The organism is Streptomyces sp. NPDC006314 (assembly GCF_040613075.1).
Lineage (GTDB): Bacteria > Actinomycetota > Actinomycetes > Streptomycetales > Streptomycetaceae > Streptomyces.
Genome location: NZ_JBEXRL010000025.1, coordinates 46876 through 64742, shown reverse-complemented (window position 1 = coordinate 64742; position 17867 = coordinate 46876). Strand labels below are relative to the sequence as shown.

Here is a 17867-nt window from a genome sequence, read left to right as displayed (position 1 = left end):
CATGACCTTCCGAGAGATCAACTCCAAGATGGTCGAGGCGACCGTGCTGCCCGGGCAGCGGCTGTTCAGCCAGCGCGGGGCGATGCTCGCCTACAGGGGGGACGTGTCCTTCACGCCCAACGTCCAGGGCGGCCAGGGCGGGCTGATGTCCATGATCGGGCGCCGGGTGGCCGGCGAGGCGGCCCCGCTGATGTCGGTCGAGGGCAGCGGCACCGTCTTCTTCGGGCACGGCGGCCACCACGTCCACGTCATCACCCTCTCCGGCGACACCCTGTACGTCGAGGCCGACCGGCTGCTCGCCTTCGAGGGAACCCTTCAGCAGGGCACGATGTTCATGGGCTCACAGGGCGGGGTCATGGGCCTGGTCCGGGGTCAGGTCACCGGGCAGGGGCTGTTCACCACCACCCTGCAGGGCCACGGCTCCGTCGCCGTCATGGCGCACGGCGGCGTCTTCGAGATCCCGATCACCCCGCAGCGCCCCGTCCATGTCGACCCGCAGGCCTACGTCGCCCACCACGGCGACGTCCGCAACAAGCTGTCCACCGCGCTCGGCTGGCGGGACATGGTGGGCCGGGGCTCCGGCGAGGCCTTCCAGCTGGAGCTGAGCGGCAGCGGCACGGTGTACGTCCAGGCCTCGGAGGAGAAGCTGTGAGCCCGTACGGAACCCCCGGCGGCCCGGTGGTGTACGACCCGACGACCCTGCCCGCCGACGACAACGTGAACACGTACACGTTCTGCGTCGAGCTCAAGAGCGGGCAGTGGTTCCTGCAGAAGGGGAAGATGATCGCCTACTACGGGGCGATCGAGTTCAACGGTATCGGGCATGGCCGACTCGACCGGCTTGTCCGCACCTCGTTCCATTCGCCACTGCACGCGAGCGACTGGGTCGTGGCGGAGGGCTCCGGCAAGATGCTGCTGGCCGACCGGGCCTTCGATGTCAATTCCTATGACCTGGACGACGGGAACTTGACCATTCGCGCGGGCAACCTGCTCGCTTTTCAGCCAAGTCTCGCGCTCAAGCAGTCGATCGTGCCCGGCTTTCTGACCCTCATCGGAACCGGAAAGTTCGTGGCGGCATCTAACGGTCCGGTGGTGTTCCTGGAACCTCCGATCCGGGTCGACCCGCAGGCCCTCGTCGGGTGGGCCGACTGCCCGTCTCCGTGTCATCACTACGACCACGGGTATATGGCGGGTGTACTGGGCGGTCTACGTGCGATGACAGGTCTCGGCGGGGTGTCCGGCGAGGAGCACCAGTTCGAGTTCGTGGGCGCCGGGACGGTCCTGCTGCAGTCGACGGAGACCCTCATGGCCGAGGTGGCCACGGGGGCGGTTCCACCCGAACCGGGGGTGCCCGGCGGTGGCGGAACGGCACCGGGTGGACACGGTCCGCAATCGTCGAACGTACCGCGCCTTCCCGGACAGCTGGGGGACCTCCAGCGTCGCTTCGGGCTGTGAGCGGTAGTCTGCGGAGTGTGACGTCGAACGCGTGCGCACCGTCACACCACCCGTAGTAGTTCGTCATTCAACTTCTTAGGTAGACTTCTTTTATGGAGACCGAGACGGCCACGCGCTGGCTGACCGATGCGGAGCAGTGCGCCTGGCGCACCCACCTGGAGGTCAACAGGCTGTTGACGTACCAGCTCGAAAAGGATCTGCAGCCGTTCGGGCTGACCATGAACGACTACGAGATCCTCGTGAACCTGTCCGAGTCGGACGATGTACGGATGCGGATGAGCGATCTCGCCTCCGCGACCCTGCAGTCCAAGAGCCGGCTGTCGCACCAGATCACGCGGATGGAGAACGCGAACCTGGTGCGCCGTGAGAACTGCGAGTCCGACCGGCGGGGGCTGTACGCCGTGCTGACCGAGCACGGCATGGAGACGATGAAGAAGGTGGCGCCGCACCATGTGACGTCGGTGCGGCGGCATTTCATCGATCTTCTGTCGCCGGAGGCGTTGACGGAGCTGGACAAGGCTCTGAAGCCGATCGCCGAGCATCTGAGAGGACAGCGGGGGCGTCCCTGAGCCTCCTGGGAAACCCAGGGCGCCGTAGCTGGACGGGGACGGGTCGTGGAACCCGGCGCCGGCGGGGTGCCTCCCTCGCGCTCTCGACTTCGCTCGAGCGGGGGGCACCCCCATCGCCCACCCGTGCCGCCCCAGCTGCACGGCAGCCCGCAGCCAGGGCGGACACGAGGGCGGCACCGCCTGCCAAGGCGAAGCACACCGGCAACGGCAGCCTTCCGAGCAGCAACCCCGCCGCCAGCGCTCCCCCCGAACTCCCGGCGTTCACCGACGCGTTCACCCACGCCCCGGCCTGGGTGCGGGAGTCCTCCGGAGCCGTTTCGTCGGCCAGCAGGTACGCCGTGGTCAGGGCCGGGGCGATGAACGCGCCCGCGCAGGCCATGGCCGCCGTGAGCGTCCACAGGCCGGGGGCGAGGCCCGCCGCTGCGATCACCAGGCCGAGGCCCACCGCGAACCAACACAGCCGTACGCGGGCCGGCGCCCGCCAGTCCACCGCCCCGTTCACTAGACCGCCCACCGCGCTGCCCGCCGAGAGTGCGCCCAGGACCCAGGGGACCAGGGCCGTGTCGTACGACCGCTCGGTGGCGAAGGCCATCACCAGCAGCTCGACCCCGCTGAGCGCGAGTCCGACGCCCGCGGCGACGGCGACCGGGGGCAGCAGGCCGCGGACACCGCCGGGCTTCTCCCGGCGAGGCCTGGGACGAGGTCCGGTGATCACGGGGGACGTGACGAAGACACCGGTACCGGCGACGATCAGCAGAGCGCCGAGCAGTATGCCGGTCGCCGGCGGTGTGAAGCCCACCAGCACCCCCACCAGAGCCGGGCCGGACACGAACAACAGTTCTTCGGCGACCCCGTCCAGGCTGTAGGCCCGCTGCAGCAGACGCCGGTCGTGGACGAGTTCCGACCACAGGGCGCGCATGGTCGGGCCGAGCGGGGGCGCGCAGGCGCCCGCCAGGCCGGCGGCCACGGCGATGAGCGGCGCCGGTACCCCGGGGCGCCAGCTGAGGGCCGCCAGGGCGCACAGCAGGCCGCCGTACAGGGTGGCCATGGGCAGCAGAGCCCGTCGAGCACCGTAGCGGTCGATCAGCGAGGCCCTGAACGGCATCAGGAAGACCGTCGTGGCGCCGAACAGGGACATCACCGCGCCGGAGACGGCGTACGAGCCGGTGGAGCGGGTGACGGACAGCAGCACCGCGAGGGGGACCGTGCCGTAGGACAGGCGGGCGGTCAGGGCGGAGGCGAAGGTGCGGCGCGCGTACGGGACGCGCAGGACGGCGGCGTACGAGGGCCGCGAGGGATGCGTGGACACGCTGAAGTTCCTCTGCGGGAGGCGGAAGAGGGGACACCGAAGGACGCGGTGGCCGTACATCCGGCCCCGCGATCCGGTGTGCGCTCTACGCCAGGGAGAGGAACATGCCGGTCAACCTAGCAGCCTGATCCCCGGGTCGACGACCCTCAGCCCTCTGTCAGGCCCGCGACCAGCTCGTCCGCCGCGCGGTACGGGTCCAGTTCGCCGGCGACGATGCGCTCGGCGAGGGCGCTGAGGCGGCGGTCGCCGTGCAGGTCGCCGATGCGTTCGCGCAGCGCGGTGACCGCGATGGTCTCCACCTCGCGGGCCGCGCGGGCCCTGCGGCGCTCGGCGAGGACGCCGCGCTCCTCCATCCAGGCGCGGTGTTTCTCCAGGGCTTCGACGACCTCGTCCACACCCTCGGCGCGCGCGGCGACCGTCTTCACGATCGGCGGGCGCCAGTCGCCGGGGCCGCGGGACTCCCCGAGGCCCAGCATGTGGTTGAGTTCGCGGGCCGTGGCGTCGGCGCCGTCGCGGTCGGCCTTGTTGACGACGTAGACGTCGCCGATCTCGAGGATGCCGGCCTTCGCCGCCTGGATGCCGTCGCCCATGCCCGGAGCCAGGAGGACGACGGAGGTGTCCGCCTGGGAGGCGATCTCCACCTCCGACTGGCCGACGCCGACCGTCTCGACCAGGATCACGTCGCAGCCCGCCGCGTCCAGGACGCGGATCGCCTGCGGCGCGGCCCAGGCCAGGCCGCCCAGGTGGCCCCGGGTGGCCATCGAGCGGATGTAGACGCCGGGGTCGGAGGCGTGCTCCGACATGCGGACGCGGTCGCCGAGCAGGGCGCCCCCGGAGAACGGGGACGAGGGGTCGACGGCCAGGACGCCGACCCGCTTGCCCTGCTTGCGGTACGCCGTGACGAGCGCGGAGGTCGAGGTGGACTTGCCGACGCCCGGTGAGCCCGTGAGGCCGACGACGTAGGCGTTGCCGGTCAGCGGGGCCAGGGCCGCCATGACCTCCCTGAGCTGCGGGGACGCCCCCTCCACCAGGGAGATCAGCCGGGCCACGGCCCGCGGCCGGCCTTCCCTGGCCTGGGCCACCAGAGAGGAGACGTCCTGCATCACAGCTCCGTTCACCTAGAGAAACTCAGAGGAACCCGGCGGGACCGGGGGGAACCCGGAGGAACCTCGAAAGGTACCGCTCAGGCCTTCGGTACCCGCACGATCAGCGCGTCACCCTGACCACCGCCACCGCACAGCGCGGCCGCGCCGACACCGCCGCCCCGCCGCTTGAGCTCGAGCGCCAAGTGGAGCACGAGACGGGCGCCGGACATGCCGATCGGGTGACCCAGGGCGATCGCGCCGCCGTTGACGTTCACCTTTTCCGTGGACACGCCGAGGTCCTTCATTGACTGCACGGCGACCGCGGCGAAGGCCTCGTTGATCTCGACGAGGTCGAGGTCGGAGACCTCCAGGCCCTCCTTCTTCAGGGCGTGCTGGATGGCGTTGGACGGCTGGGACTGCAGGGAGTTGTCCGGGCCGGCCACATTGCCGTGGGCGCCGATCTCCGCGAGCCATTCCAGGCCCAGTTCCTCGGCCTTGGCCTTGCTCATCACCACCACGGCCGCCGCACCGTCGGAGATCTGCGAGGAGGAGCCGGCGGTGATCGTGCCGTCCTTGGCGAAGGCCGGGCGCAGCTTGCCCAGGGACTCCGCCGTGGTGTCGCCACGGATGCCCTCGTCCTTGCTGAAGACGACCGGCTCGCCCTTGCGCTGCGGGATCTCCACCGGGGTGATCTCGGCCTCGAAGACGCCGTTCTTCTGTGCGGCGGCGGCCCGCTGATGGGACAGGGCGGCGATCTCGTCCTGCTCGGGGCGCTTGATGCCGAGGCGGGTGTTGTGCTTCTCCGTGGACTCGCCCATGGCGATGCCTTCGAAGGAGTCGGTCAGACCGTCGTGGGCCATCGCGTCGAGCATCTCGATCGCGCCGTACTTGAAGCCCTCACGGGACTTTGGCAGCAGGTGCGGCGCGTTGGTCATGGACTCCTGGCCGCCGGCCACGACGATGTCGAACTCGCCCGCGCGGATCAGCTGGTCGGCCAGGGCGATGGCGTCCAGGCCGGACAGGCAGACCTTGTTGATGGTGAGCGCCGGGACGTTCATCGGGATGCCGGCCTTGACCGCCGCCTGGCGGGCCGGGATCTGCCCCGCCCCGGCCTGCAGCACCTGGCCCATGATCACGTACTGCACCTGGTCGCCACCGATCCCCGCACGGTCGAGGGCGGCCTTGATCGCGAAGCCGCCCAGATCGGCTCCGGAGAAGGACTTGAGGGAGCCCAGCAGTCGTCCCATGGGCGTACGGGCGCCCGCGACGATCACCGAGCTGGTCGTTCCAGAAGGCATGAGCTGCGATCCCCTTACCGGCCTGCACAGCCGAGGAGTGAACGAGGGTTTACTTCGAATGTACTGAGCGGTAGAGCACGGCGTCATCGGCCAGTCGGTGTGATCGCGCGCACGTTGCGTAACCACCTCCGGGGCGCTGCACTGATTCCATGCTGACGCGAATCGACCACATCGGGATCGCCTGTCACGACCTCGACGCGACCGTCGAGTTCTACCGGGCCACGTACGGCTTCGAGGTGTTCCACACCGAGGTCAACGAGGAGCAGGGCGTGCGCGAGGCCATGCTCAAGATCAACGAGACGTCCGACGGCGGCGCCTCCTACCTCCAGCTGCTGGAGCCGACCCGCGAGGACTCCGCGGTCGGCAAGTGGCTGGCGAAGAACGGGGAGGGCGTCCACCACATCGCTTTCGGTACGGCGGATGTGGATGCCGACTCCGAGGACATCCGGGGGAAGGGCGTACGCGTCCTTTACGACGAGCCACGGCGCGGTTCCATGGGGTCGCGGATCACCTTCCTGCACCCCAAGGATTGCCATGGCGTCCTCACCGAACTGGTCACTTCGGCCCCGGTTGAGTCGCCCGAGCACTGACCCCCGTACATAAGGGCCGGTAGGGTTGGGGGCGGTCGTCCCTTCAACCGGGACGACCGCATGCCGGGGTCCGGGTTTCGGGGGACGAGCGTCGGGGCAGCAGCCCGTGCTCCGCCGTTGATCTGACACCATTCCCCGGGGGCCCCGTTCGGCGGATGGACGGAGCTCGTTGCAGAAGCCGACCAGGGGACGGATGGGACCGCGCAGTGCGGGGCTACGAGAGCCAGGAGCGAGAGCCGGCGGCTGACGTCGACCACCTCTCTCGGTTCGAGGCCGAGATGAAGCGGCTGAGGACCGAGCGGGAAAAGGCGATCCAGCACGCCGAGGACCTCGGCTACCAGGTCGAGGTGCTGCGCGCCAAGCTGCACGAGGCGCGCCGCACCCTCATGACCCGGCCCGCCTACGACGGCGGTGACATCGGCTACCAGGCCGAGCAGTTGCTCCGTAACGCCCAGATGCAGGCCGAGCAGCTGCGCCAGGACGCCGAGCGCGAGCTGAGCCAGGCCCGCGCGCAGACCCAGCGCATCCTGCAGGAGCACGCCGAGCAGGCCGCCCGGCTTCAGGCCGAACTGCACCAGGAGGCGGTGACCCGGCGCCAGCAGCTCGACCAGGAGCTGGCCGAGCGCCGCGCCACCGTCGAGTCGCACGTCAACGAGAACGTGGCATGGGCGGAGCAACTGCGCGCCCGCACCGAGCAGCAGGCCCGCCGGCTGCTGGAGGAGTCCCGCGCCGAGGCCGAGCAGGCCATGGCCGCCGCCCGGGCGGAGGCCGAACGGCTGACCCGGGAGGCCCGTGAGCGGCTGCAGAACGACGCCGAGGCCGCCCGCGCGGAGGCCGAGCAGATCCTGCGCCGCGCCCGCACGGACGCCGAACGCCTGCTGAACGCCGCCTCCACGCAGGCGCAGGAGGCCACCGAACACGCCGAGCAGCTGCGCACCGCCACCGTCAGCGAGTCGGACACCGCGCGCCGCCAGGCCGCCGAGCTGAGCCGGGCCGCCGAGGAGCGGATGACGGCGGCCGAGGAGGCGCTGCGCAAGGCGCAGGCCGAGGCCGAGAAGGTGGTCACCGAGGCGAAGGAGGCCGCCGCCAAGGCCCTCGCGAGCGCCGAGGCCGCCAACGAGACGCGGACGCGCACCGCCAAGGAGCAGGTCGCCCGGCTGGTCGAAGAGGCCACCAAGGAGGCCGAGAACACCAAGTCCGAGGCCGAGCAGCTGGTCGCCGACGCGCGGGCCGAGGCCGAGAAGATCGTCACCGAGGCCGCCGAGAAGGCCCGCTCCATCACGGCGGAGGAGACGGCCACCCAGCTGTCCAAGGCCGCCAAGACCGCTGAGGACGTCCTCAACAAGGCGTCCGAGGACGCCCAGAAGACCACCAGGGCCGCTGCCGAGGAGGCCGAGCGGATCCGCCGCGAGGCCGAGGCCGAGGCGGACCGCCTGCGCGCCGAGGCGCACGACATCGCCGAGCAGCTCAAGGGCGCGGCGAAGGACGACACCAAGGAGTACCGCGCCAAGACGGTCGAGCTGCAGGAGGAGGCCCGCCGGCTGCGCGGTGACGCCGAGCAGCTGCGCGCCGACGCCGTCGCCGAGGGTGAGTCGATCCGCGCCGAGGCCCGCCGGGAGGCGGTGGCGCAGATCGAGGAGGCGGCCAAGTCCGCCGAGGAGCTGCTGGCCAAGGCCAAGGCGGACGCCGACGAGCTGCGGCAGAAGGCGACCACGGACAGCGAGAAGGTCCGCACCGAGGCCATCGAGCGCGCCACGGCGCTGCGCCGGCAGGCCGAGGAGACTTTGGAGCGCACCCGCAAGGAGGCCGAGCGGCTGCGCGCCGAGGCCGCCGAGCAGGCCGAGTCGGTCAAGGGGGACGCCGAGCAGGCCGCGCGGGAGCTGCGCGAGGAGACCGAGCGTGCCGTCGAGGCCCGCCGCGGCGCGGCCGCCGATGAACTGACGCGGCTGCAGACCGACGCCCAGGAGCGGCTGACGTCCGCCGAACAGGCGCTCACCGACGCCCGGGAGGAGGCCGCCCGGATCCGCCGGGAGGCCGCCGAGGAGACCGAGCGGCTGCGCTCGGAGTCCGCCGAGCGGATCCGTGCCCTCCAGCAGCAGGCCGAGGCGGAGGCGGACCGGCTGCGCAACGAGGCCGCGTCCGACGCGTCCGCGTCGCGCGCCGAGGGCGAGGCCATCGCCGTACGGCTGCGCTCCGAGGCCGCCGCCGAGGCGGAGCGGCTGAAGGCGGAGGCGCAGGACACCGCCGACCGGGTGCGCGCGGAGGCGCAGGCCGCCGCCGAGCGGCTCGGCGCCGAGGCGTCCGAGACGCTGGCCGCCGCGCAGGAGGAGGCCGCCCGGCGCCGCCGCGAGGCCGAGGAGCTCCTCGGCGCCGCCCGCGAGGAGGCCGACCAGGAGCGCGAGCGGGCCCGCGCGCAGAGCGAGGAGCTGCTGGCCTCGGCGCGCAAGCGGGTCGAGGAGGCACAGGCCGAGGCGACCCGGCTGGTCGAGGAGGCCGACCGGCGCGCCACCGAGATGGTCGCCGCCGCCGAGCAGCACGCCCAGCAGGTGCGGGACTCCGTCGCCGGGCTGCACGAGCAGGCGCAGGAGGAGATCGCCGGGCTGCGCTCGGCCGCCGAGCACGCGGCGGACCGTACCCGCCGGGAGGCCGAGGAGGAGGCGGACCGGGTCCGCGTCGACGCCTACGCCGAGCGGGAGCGGGCGAGCGAGGACGCCTCCCGGATCCGGCGCGAGGCGAACGAGGAGTCCGAGGCCGCCAAGGCGCTGGCCGAGCGTACGGTCGCGGAGGCGATCACGGAGGCCGAGCGGCTGCGCTCGGACGCGTCGGACTACGCCCAGCGGGTGCGCACCGAGGCGTCGGACGCCCTCGCCGAGGCCGACCAGGCCGCCGCGCGTACCCGGGCGGACGCCCGCGAGGACGCCAACCGCATCCGCTCCGACGCGGCGACCCAGGCGGACACCCTCATCACCGAGGCCCGGAGCGAGGCCGAGCGGCTGCAGAACGAGACGGTCGCGGAGGCCGAGCGGCTCACGACGGAGACCGCCGCCGAGGCCGAGCGGGTGCGCACGGAAGCCCTCGCCGAGGCCGAGCGGGTCCGTACGGAGGCCGTGGCGGGTGCCGAGCAGCTCATCGGGGACGCCACCGGCGAGGCCGAGCGGCTGCGGGCCGAGGCCGCCGAGACGGTCGGCTCCGCGCAAGCGCACGCCGAGCGGGTACGGGCCGAGGCCGAGCGGGTCAAGACGGACGCGGAGGCGGAGGCCGAACGTCTCGTCAACTCCGCGCGCGAGGAGGCCGAGCGGACCCTGGACGAGGCCCGCAAGGACGCCAACAAGCGGCGTTCGGAGGCGGCCGAGCAGGTCGACAAGCTCATCAACGAGACCACGGCCGAGGCCGACAAGCTGCTCACCGAGGCGCAGCAGCAGGCGCTGCAGACCACCGCGGACGCCGAGTCGCAGGCCGACACGATGGTCGGCGCGGCCCGCAGCGAGGCCGAGCGGATCGTCTCCGAGGCGACCGTCGAGGGCAACTCCCTCGTGGAGAAGTCCCGGACGGACGCCGACGAGCTGCTGATCGGTGCCCGCCGGGACGCCACCGCCATCAGGGAGCGCGCGGAGGAGCTGCGCGACCGCATCACCACCGAGATCGAGGAGCTGCACGAGCGGGCCCGGCGCGAGGCCGCCGAGACGATGAAGAGCACCGGTGACCGCTGCGACGCGCTCATCAAGGCGGCCGAGGAGCAGTTGCAGAAGGCGCAGGCCAAGGCCAAGGAGCTGGTGTCGGAGGCGAGCTCCGAGGCGGGCAAGGTGCGCATCGCCGCCGTCAAGAAGGCGGAGGGGCTGCTCAAGGAGGCCGAGCAGAAGAAGGCCAGCCTGGTCAAGGAGGCCGAGGAGCTGAAGTCCGAGGCGATCCGCGAGGCCCGGCGCACGGTCGAGGAGGGCAAGCGCGAGCTGGAGGTCCTGGTGCGCCGGCGCGAGGACATCAACGCCGAGATCTCCCGGGTCCAGGACGTCCTGGAGGCGTTGGAATCCTTCGAGGCGCCGTCGTCCGGCAAGGACAACGGGGTCAAGGCGAGCGCGACCGTGGGCGCCCCCCGATCGGGTGGCAAGTCGTCAGACGGCTAGCGGATGAGGTGCGTTCCGGTGTCTTCTGGGGGCTTTGCCCGAGTCCTTGGCAAGCCGTCCGACGGTCAGCCACTCAAAAGAGGTGTCATTCTCCAGATCAAACACGTATCCGCTCGATGACACACCGCTTCGGCCCCTAGGATTCCACCTATCACCTCACCGGTCTCATTCGACAGGAACCCCATGAGCGACACTTCCCCCTACGGCTTCGAGCTTGTGCGGCGTGGGTACGACCGCGCTCAGGTGGACGAACGCATCTCCAAGCTCGTCTCCGACCGTGACAGCGCTCTCGCCCGCATCACCGCTCTGGAGAAGCGCATCGAGGAGCTGCACCTCGAAACGCAGAACGCCCAGGCTCAGGTCAGTGACGCCGAGCCGTCGTACGCGGGTCTCGGCGCGCGAGTCGAGAAGATCCTGCGCCTGGCCGAGGAAGAGGCCAAGGAACTGCGTGAGGAGGCCCGGCGCGCGGCCGAGCAGCACCGCGACCTCGCCGAGTCGGCGGCCCAGCAGGTCCGTAACGACGCCGAGTCCTACGCCTCCGAGCGCAAGGCCAAGGCCGAGGACGAGGGCGTCCGGATCGTCGAGAAGGCCAAGGCCGACGCCTCCCAGCTGCGTTCCGAGGCGCAGAAGGACGCGCAGTCCAAGCGCGAGGAGGCGGACGCCCTCTTCGAGGAGACCCGTGCCAAGGCCGCGCAGGCCGCCGCCGACTTCGAGACGAACCTCGCCAAGCGCCGCGAGCAGTCCGAGCGCGACCTGGCCTCGCGTCAGCAGAAGGCGGAGAAGCGCCTCGCCGAGATCGAGCACCGCGCCGAGCAGCTGCGGCTGGAGGCGGAGAAGCTGCGCACGGACGCCGAGCGCCGCGCCCGCCAGACGGTGGAGACGGCGCAGCGCCAGGCCGAGGACATCGTGGCCGACGCCAACGCCAAGGCCGACCGGATCCGTTCGGAATCCGAGCGCGAGCTGGCCGCCCTCACCAACCGCCGCGACTCCATCAACGCCCAGCTGACGAACGTCCGCGAGATGCTCGCCACGCTGACCGGCGCCGCGGTGGCCGCGGCCGGCACGTCGACCGACGACGAGCCGATCTCCCGGGGCGTCCCGGCGCAGCAGACCCGGTAAGCGGTACGTCCGGGTTGTCGTAGGACGCCGTGAGGGGCGGTGGGACGGGGTCCCGCCGCCCCTTCGGTGTGCGCGGGCCGGGACGGACAGCGGATGGCGGTGCGGCAGGCACCCTTCGTTTGCTGCACGGCCGCTTCCGGGGTGGGGCTGCGGGCTGCGGCCGGCGCGCGTCCAGGACTGCGAGTACACCCACCAGGTGGCGCGTAGCCTGAGGAAGGAGCGCGGGGCCTCGGCGGCCGGGCGGACCGGACGCCGGTGCGGTCGGGCCGGAAAGGGGCAGTCCTTGTGCCCGTCACCGACCGGGGCCTCGAAGACGCCATCCTCGAACTGCTCGGCAAGAGGGCGCCGGGCGCGTCCGTCTGCCCCTCGGACGTGGCCCGCGCGGTCCACCGGCAGGCGGGAGAGGGCTGGCGGGAGCTGATGGAACCCGTCCGCCGGGCTGCGGCCCGGCTCGCCGCCAGGGGCCAGGTGGAGATCACCCAGCACGGCGCTCCCGTCGATCCCGCCCGTGCCCGTGGCCCCCTCCGGATCCGCCGCCCGGCCTGACGGCATGGCCACGGCCGCGACCCGGGCCGACCGCTCGAGTGGCACGTCTCCAGAGGCCGTCCTAGCGTGGCCGCATGATCGAACTGGAGGGTCTGACCAAGCGGTACGGCGACAAGCTGGCGGTCGACCATCTCACGTTCACGGTCAGGCCGGGCATCGTGACCGGGTTTCTCGGGCCCAACGGGGCCGGGAAGTCCACGACCATGCGGATGATCCTCGGGCTCGACCACCCCACCGCCGGCGACGTCCGCATCGACGGCACGCACTACGACCGGCTCAAGGACCCGCTGACATACATCGGCGCCCTGCTGGACGCCAAGGCCGTGCACGGCGGCCGGAGCGCCTACCACCACCTGCTGTGCCTCGCGCAGAGCAACGGGATTCCCAGGCGCCGGGTGGCGGAGGTGCTGGACACCGTCGGGCTCACCGCGGTGGCGCGCAAGAAGGCCAAGGGATTCTCGCTGGGCATGGGGCAGCGGCTGGGGATCGCCGGGGCGCTGCTCGGCGATCCGCGGATCCTGATGTTCGACGAGCCGGTCAACGGGCTCGACCCGGAGGGCATCCACTGGATCCGGAACCTGATGAGGTCGCTGGCCGCGCAGGGGCGGACGGTGTTCGTCTCGAGTCATCTGATGAGCGAGATGGCGCTGACGGCGGATCACCTGGTCGTCATCGGGCAGGGCCGGTTGCTCGCGGACACCTCCATGGCCGACTTCATCCGGCAGAACTCGCGGTCGTACGTCCGTATCCGCTCCCCTCAGCGCGAACGGCTGCTCGATGTGCTGCACGAGGCCGGGATCACCGTCGTGGAGGCGGGGGGCGGCGCCCTGGAGGTGGCGGGCGGCAAGGCCGAGCGGATCGGCGAGCTGGCGGCCCGGTACGGGCTCGTGCTGCACGAGCTGAGTCCGCAGCGGGCCTCGCTGGAGGAGGCGTTCATGCAGCTGACGGCGGAGGCGGTGGAGTACCACGCGCATGCCGGGCCCGGTCCCGCCCCGCAGGACTGGGGCGCCGGCTGGAAAGGGCGTGAGGTATGACGGCCGTCCAGGTCATCCGGTCCGAGTGGACCAAGATCCGGTCGGTGGCGTCCACGCGGTGGACGCTGTCACTGGCCGTGGTCGTCACCATCGCCCTCGGGATGCTGATCTCCGCGCTGTCGAGGAGCCAGTACGACACCATGCCCGTGCGGGAGCGGCTCTCCTTCGACCCCACGGTCATCAGTTTCGCGGGCATGACCCTCGGCCAGCTCGCCATGATCGTGTTCGGCGTGCTGGTCGTCTCCAACGAGTACAGCACCGGCATGATCCGGGTGTCGCTGGCCGCCGTACCGCGCCGCGGCACCTTCCTGTTCAGCAAGATCACGGTGGCCGGTGCGCTCGCGCTGGCCGTCGGCCTGGTGACGAGCTTCGCCGCGTTCTTCCTCGGGCAGGCGATGCTCGGCTCCCACCGGGCCGCGATCGGCGATCCGGGGGTGCCGCGCGCGGTGTTCGGCGGTGGGCTGTACATGGCCCTGATCGCGCTGTTCTCCATGGCTGTCGCCGCGATGCTGCGCTCGCCGATGCTGTCGCTCGGCATCCTGATGCCGTTCTTCTTCCTGATCTCCAGCATCCTCGGCAACGTGGACGCCACGAAGAGGATCGGCCGCTTCCTTCCCGACCAGGCCGGCAGCCGGATCATGCAGGTGGTGCCGGTCGTCGACGACGACACGCCCTACGGCCCCTGGGGCGGGCTCGGAATCATGGTGCTGTGGGTGATCGCCGCGCTCGTGGGCGGTTACGTCCTCCTCGAGCGCCGGGACGCCCAGTAGAACATTTTCTGTCACACGAGGTCATGTTCTGGCTTTACCTTCTCTTGAGCGGAACCGTCAGCGCCCCGATATCCTCCTAACCCTTACGGGGGCGTGTGCCCCGCTGTCCTGAACCTTTCGATGGGTGCGGAGCATGATCGAGGCTGTCGGCCTGACCAAGCGCTACGGCGACAAGACCGCCGTGTACAACCTTTCCTTCCAGGTGCGGCCGGGAGCCGTCACCGGCTTCCTCGGGCCGAACGGCTCGGGCAAGTCGACGACGATGCGGATGATCCTCGGGCTGGACAACCCCACGTCCGGCTCGGTGACCATCGGCGGCTATCCGTACCGCAAGCTGCCGAACGCCCCCCGCCAGGTCGGCGCGCTGCTCGACGCCAAGGCAGTGCACGGCGGCCGGTCCGCCCGCAACCATCTGCTGAGCCTGGCGCAGTTGTCGGGCATCCCGGCCCGGCGCGTGGACGAGGTGCTCGGGGTCGTCGGCCTGCAGGACGTGGCCAGAAAACGCTCCAAGGGCTTCTCGCTCGGCATGGGCCAGCGCCTCGGCATCGCCGCCGCGCTGCTCGGCGACCCGCAGGTGCTGCTCTTCGACGAGCCGGTCAACGGCCTCGACCCCGAGGGCATCCTCTGGGTGCGAAACCTGATGAAGGCCCTCGCCGCCGAGGGCCGTACGGTCTTCGTCTCCTCTCACCTGATGAGCGAGATGGCGCTGACCGCCGACCACCTCATCGTCATCGGGCGCGGACAGCTGCTCGCCGACATGAGCGTGAAGGACTTCATCTCGGCCAACTCCGCGGACTTCGCGCGCGTGCGCACCCCGGACCCCGAGCCGCAGCTGCGCGAGAAGCTCTCCTCCGCGCTCACCGAGGCCGGTGGCCATGTCCTGCCGGAGCAGGACGGCGCGCTGCGGGTGACCGGGCTGCCGCTGCCCCGCATCAGCGACCTGGCGCACGAGGCGGGCGTCCGCCTGTGGGAGCTGTCGCCGCACCAGGCCTCGCTGGAGGAGGCGTACATGCGGATGACGCAGGGCGCCGTCGACTACCGCTCGACCGTCGACCAGAAGGCGGGCCTGCAGCAGCCGCTGCCGCCCGGCGCCCAGCCGCCCATGCCGGTGCCCGGCCAGGGCCAGCCCGGCTGGTACGCCCCGCCGCCGCCCCAGCAGAGCGGGCAGCCGTTCGCCATGCCGGCGGCGCCCACGGGGCCGTACGGTGGCGTTGCCGGCGCCCCGGCCCCCAACCCGTACGCCCAGCAGCCCGCGCAGGCTCCGCAGGCCCAGCCGGCCGCGCAGGCGCCGCGGTCCGCTCAGGACCAGCCGCCCGCGGCCGCCCCGGAGGCTCCGGCCGCCCCGCCCGCGCCGCAGCAGGCCCCCGCCGCCGCTCCCCCGGCGCCCGCCGCCGCACCGGCCCCGGCCGCCGCCTCCGCCCCTGCCGACCCGGCCCAGACCCAGCCCAAGGACGTCACCCGATGAGCACCCACCAGCCCCCGCTGCCGCAGGCCCCCGCTGCCGCGCCCGACTGGCAGGCGGCGCCCGGCGGCACGTACCCCGGCTACACCTCGCCGATCCCGGTCGTGCGCACCCACCTCGGGCACGCACTGGCCTCCGAGTGGACGAAGATCAAGTCGGTGCGGTCGACGATGTGGACGCTCGGCGTGTTCGTGCTGCTCGTCGTCGGCATCGGCCTGCTGGCCGGCGCGGTGGTCGCGGCCAACTCCGACTCGACCACCATGAACGGCGACAACCCGCTGTCCTTCGGGTTCTTCGGCCTGCTCATCGGCAGCATGTGCATCATCACGCTCGGCGTGCTGACCACGGCCTCCGAGTACGGCACCGGCATGATCCGTACGACGGCGACCGCGTGCCCGAGCCGGGGCCGGGTCCTCGCCGCCAAGTCGATCGTGTTCTTCGCCGTCGCCTTCGTCGTCACGCTGGCCGCGTCCGGCTTCGTGGCCATGGTCCACGCGTCCATGCTGCGCGACACGGGGGCCCGCACCCCCTCCGGTGCGGACTGGCTCAAGGACACCGTCGGCGTCAGCCTCTACATCGCGCTGCTCGGGCTGCTCTCGCTGCTCATCGGCTCGGTCATCCGGCACTCGGCGGGCGCCATCACCATCATGATCGCGGCGGTGCTCGCGCCGCTGGTGATCGCGCTGTTCATGGCCGCGTCCTCGCTGCAGAAGGTGCAGGAGTGGCTGTTCGAGTACTCCATCCCGAGCCAGCTCGGAGTCTTCTACGACAACTCCCTGAGCCGCTCCGGCCCCACCGGCTGGGACCCGCTGTGGATCATCCTGGGCCTGACGGCTGCGGTCTACGCCGGAGCGTACGCGCTGCTGCAGAAGCGGGACGTGTAACACGGACCAGCCCGGCTCCTGCCGGCTCCTCAGAATCTCGGCGCGTGACGGGACCGCTGCACCCGCGTGGTGCGGCGGTCCTTCGCGTTCCAGCACGCCTTGTGCCAGTGCCGGCGGTCGTCGACGCCCACGTGCTCCGGCCAGGCCACCACGTGCGGGACGCCGGAGGTGATCATCTGCTCGCAGCCGGGGCAGCGGTAGGTCTTGCCCTCCGCGCTGGCGCCGGCGACATGGCGTACGCTCCACTCCTCGCCCTGCCAGCTCTCCGTGGACTGCCAGCCGCCGTACCGGCCGGCGCGGTCGTCCTCGGCGCCCCGGCCCGACGATCCGGCTGCCTTCGGTCGGTTGCGACGCGGGGACACGGGACACCTCTCGGAGCTATACAGGGAGCACGAGCGGCATCCAGCCTACGCGCCGCCGAGAGGGGTACGCGTACGGAACCAACCCGTACAAGTCCCCCTCCAAGGCGACCCATTCTGCAGACAATCCGCAAATCTCTCCGGGAGACCGTGTCCTGGGCACGTGTCAGACGGTTATGCCGGGTGGGGGAGCTCCGGGTCGGAGCCAAGGAAGCGGGAAGAGCGATGCGCGTAGGAAGTTTTGTGCTGGCGGCCCAGTTCCCGGGCCAGGGCCAGGGGGAGGCCCTGCACCGGGCGGTCCGCTCGGCGGAGGTCGCCGAGCAGTCCGGGCTGGACGCCGTCTGGCTGGCCGAGCACCACTTCGTGCCCTACGGCACATGTCCGTCGGCGGTCACCCTGGCCGCCCTGCTGCTCGGCCGTACCCGCCGCATCCGCGTCGGCACGGCGGTCAGCGTTCTGCCCACCGCGCACCCCGTCGCCCTCGGCGAACAGGCCGCGCTGCTGCACGTGACGAGCGGCGGGCGGTTCACGCTCGGCGTGGGCCGCGGGGGGCCCTGGGTGGACCTGGAGGTCTTCGGAGCGGGTCTCGAGGCGTACGAACACGGATTCCCGGAGTCACTCGATCTGCTGCTGCGCTGGCTGCGCGAACCGTCCGTGGCGGCCTCCGGCGAGCGGTTCTCCTTCCGTGAGGTGCCGGTCGTACCCCGTCCGTCGGAGGCGCTGACGGACGCCCCGGGGCCCGAGGTCGTGGTCGCGTGCACCTCACCGGCGAGCGTGCGGCTGGCCGCCGAGCGCGGACTGCCCATGCTACTCGGGATGCACGTCGGGGACGAGGAGAAGGCCGAGATGGTCGCCCTGTGGCGGCGCTGCGCCCGGGCGGCGGGCCGGCCGGCCGAGGAGGTCGCGGGTGCCGCCCATGTGTCGGCCGGGGTCTGCCAGCTCGCGGACCGGCGCACGGACGCCGTGGAGACGCTGCTGAAGGCGATGCCGGGCTGGCTGAAGCAGGGCCTGGAGGCCCATGTGACGGTGGACGGACGGGCGCGCGCGATGCGCGACCCGCACGCCTACACCGAACTGCTCTGCGGCCTGCACCCGGTGGGCCCCCCGCGGCTCGCCGCCGACCGGCTCGCGGCCACCTCGGAACGCACCGGCATCTCCCGTTTCGCCCTCCTCGTGGAGGGCTCGGGCGACCTCGCCGCCACGGAGGAGAACCTACGCCGCCTCGGCGCCGAGGTGCTGCCCCGGTTGCGCTGATCCGCCTGCAAC

Annotated in this window: 16 protein-coding genes; 12 read left to right on the top strand and 4 right to left on the bottom strand. The window is 71.8% G+C overall.

Features of this window, described 5'->3' with window-relative positions:
* Position 1: 1 nt before the first annotated feature.
* The 3 genes from ABZ079_RS32275 to ABZ079_RS32265 all read left to right on the top strand — a co-directional run bounded on the left by ABZ079_RS32275 (position 2) and on the right by ABZ079_RS32265 (position 2024).
* A complete protein-coding gene (locus ABZ079_RS32275) occupies positions 2-652 on the top strand; it encodes an AIM24 family protein (RefSeq protein WP_356942993.1) in 651 nt (216 codons plus the stop codon).
* Positions 649-1455, top strand: coding sequence for an AIM24 family protein (locus ABZ079_RS32270; RefSeq protein ID WP_356942992.1), 807 nt, complete (start codon positions 649-651; stop codon positions 1453-1455). Before ABZ079_RS32275 ends, ABZ079_RS32270 begins: the two co-directional genes overlap by 4 nt.
* Positions 1456-1547: 92 nt before the next feature.
* The gene (locus ABZ079_RS32265) at positions 1548-2024 is read left to right on the top strand and encodes a MarR family transcriptional regulator (protein ID WP_356942991.1); all 477 of its coding nucleotides are present in this window, start codon (positions 1548-1550) and stop codon (positions 2022-2024) included.
* Here ABZ079_RS32265 and ABZ079_RS32260 read toward each other — a convergent pair.
* From ABZ079_RS32260 to ABZ079_RS32250, 3 genes are all read right to left on the bottom strand, one after another.
* On the bottom strand, positions 1930-3333 hold the full coding sequence (locus ABZ079_RS32260; RefSeq protein ID WP_356942990.1) for an MFS transporter: 1404 nt from the start codon (positions 3331-3333) through the stop codon (positions 1930-1932). The two genes, ABZ079_RS32265 and ABZ079_RS32260, sit on opposite strands and share 95 nt — an antisense overlap.
* 146 nt (positions 3334-3479) lie before the next feature.
* A complete protein-coding gene (gene meaB / locus ABZ079_RS32255; protein WP_356942989.1) occupies positions 3480-4436 on the bottom strand; it encodes a methylmalonyl Co-A mutase-associated GTPase MeaB in 957 nt (318 codons plus the stop codon).
* An 80-nt stretch (positions 4437-4516) separates the two neighbouring features.
* Positions 4517-5716, bottom strand: a complete 1200-nt coding sequence (locus ABZ079_RS32250) for an acetyl-CoA C-acetyltransferase (protein ID WP_356942988.1) — start codon at positions 5714-5716, stop codon at positions 4517-4519.
* A gap of 149 nt (positions 5717-5865) precedes the next feature.
* Between ABZ079_RS32250 and mce the strand changes: the two genes are divergently transcribed.
* The 8 genes from mce (at position 5866) to ABZ079_RS32210 (ending at position 16242) form a co-directional block, all read left to right on the top strand.
* On the top strand, positions 5866-6306 hold the full coding sequence (mce, locus tag ABZ079_RS32245; protein ID WP_037656464.1) for a methylmalonyl-CoA epimerase: 441 nt from the start codon (positions 5866-5868) through the stop codon (positions 6304-6306).
* A gap of 206 nt (positions 6307-6512) precedes the next feature.
* Positions 6513-10427: a polarized growth protein Scy gene (gene scy / locus ABZ079_RS32240; protein WP_356942987.1), complete on the top strand. Its 3915-nt coding sequence runs from the start codon at positions 6513-6515 to the stop codon at positions 10425-10427.
* Positions 10428-10610: 183 nt separating this feature from the next.
* Complete coding sequence (locus ABZ079_RS32235; protein WP_356942986.1) at positions 10611-11546, top strand: cellulose-binding protein; 936 nt, start codon at positions 10611-10613, stop codon at positions 11544-11546.
* 285 nt (positions 11547-11831) lie between these two features.
* Complete coding sequence (locus ABZ079_RS32230) at positions 11832-12092, top strand: DUF3253 domain-containing protein (RefSeq protein WP_356942985.1); 261 nt, start codon at positions 11832-11834, stop codon at positions 12090-12092.
* Positions 12093-12166: 74 nt separating this feature from the next.
* The gene (locus tag ABZ079_RS32225; protein ID WP_356942984.1) at positions 12167-13126 is read left to right on the top strand and encodes an ABC transporter ATP-binding protein; all 960 of its coding nucleotides are present in this window, start codon (positions 12167-12169) and stop codon (positions 13124-13126) included.
* On the top strand, positions 13123-13896 hold the full coding sequence (locus ABZ079_RS32220) for an ABC transporter permease (RefSeq protein WP_356942983.1): 774 nt from the start codon (positions 13123-13125) through the stop codon (positions 13894-13896). The genes ABZ079_RS32225 and ABZ079_RS32220 overlap by 4 nt, the downstream gene beginning before the upstream one ends.
* A 133-nt stretch (positions 13897-14029) precedes the next feature.
* Entirely contained in the window at positions 14030-15361 is a 1332-nt protein-coding gene (locus ABZ079_RS32215; RefSeq protein WP_356942982.1) for an ABC transporter ATP-binding protein, read from the top strand.
* Positions 15358-16242 carry an ABC transporter permease gene (locus tag ABZ079_RS32210; protein ID WP_356942981.1) on the top strand — a complete coding sequence of 295 codons (885 nt, stop codon included), beginning with the start codon at positions 15358-15360 and terminating at the stop codon, positions 16240-16242. Before ABZ079_RS32215 ends, ABZ079_RS32210 begins: the two co-directional genes overlap by 4 nt.
* A gap of 29 nt (positions 16243-16271) precedes the next feature.
* Here the strand turns inward: ABZ079_RS32210 and ABZ079_RS32205 are convergent, their stop codons facing one another.
* Entirely contained in the window at positions 16272-16604 is a 333-nt protein-coding gene (locus tag ABZ079_RS32205) for an ATP/GTP-binding protein (RefSeq protein ID WP_356942980.1), read from the bottom strand.
* A gap of 222 nt (positions 16605-16826) precedes the next feature.
* Between ABZ079_RS32205 and ABZ079_RS32200 the strand changes: the two genes are divergently transcribed.
* The gene (locus tag ABZ079_RS32200) at positions 16827-17855 is read left to right on the top strand and encodes an LLM class flavin-dependent oxidoreductase (RefSeq protein ID WP_356942979.1); all 1029 of its coding nucleotides are present in this window, start codon (positions 16827-16829) and stop codon (positions 17853-17855) included.
* The last annotated feature ends 12 nt before the right edge of the window (positions 17856-17867 follow it).

Excerpts from the sequence above, each read along its gene's own strand:
- ABZ079_RS32275 (WP_356942993.1), top strand. The coding sequence starts at position 2 with ATGACCTTCCGAGAGATCAACTCCAAGATGGTCGAGGCGACCGTGCTG.
- ABZ079_RS32265 (WP_356942991.1), top strand. The coding sequence starts at position 1,548 with ATGGAGACCGAGACGGCCACGCGCTGGCTGACCGATGCGGAGCAGTGC.
- meaB (WP_356942989.1), bottom strand. The coding sequence starts at position 4,436 with ATGCAGGACGTCTCCTCTCTGGTGGCCCAGGCCAGGGAAGGCCGGCCG.
- ABZ079_RS32250 (WP_356942988.1), bottom strand. The coding sequence starts at position 5,716 with ATGCCTTCTGGAACGACCAGCTCGGTGATCGTCGCGGGCGCCCGTACG.
- mce (WP_037656464.1), top strand. The coding sequence starts at position 5,866 with ATGCTGACGCGAATCGACCACATCGGGATCGCCTGTCACGACCTCGAC.
- ABZ079_RS32235 (WP_356942986.1), top strand. The coding sequence starts at position 10,611 with ATGAGCGACACTTCCCCCTACGGCTTCGAGCTTGTGCGGCGTGGGTAC.
- ABZ079_RS32225 (WP_356942984.1), top strand. The coding sequence starts at position 12,167 with ATGATCGAACTGGAGGGTCTGACCAAGCGGTACGGCGACAAGCTGGCG.
- ABZ079_RS32220 (WP_356942983.1), top strand. The coding sequence starts at position 13,123 with ATGACGGCCGTCCAGGTCATCCGGTCCGAGTGGACCAAGATCCGGTCG.
- ABZ079_RS32215 (WP_356942982.1), top strand. The coding sequence starts at position 14,030 with ATGATCGAGGCTGTCGGCCTGACCAAGCGCTACGGCGACAAGACCGCC.
- ABZ079_RS32210 (WP_356942981.1), top strand. The coding sequence starts at position 15,358 with ATGAGCACCCACCAGCCCCCGCTGCCGCAGGCCCCCGCTGCCGCGCCC.
- ABZ079_RS32200 (WP_356942979.1), top strand. The coding sequence starts at position 16,827 with ATGCGCGTAGGAAGTTTTGTGCTGGCGGCCCAGTTCCCGGGCCAGGGC.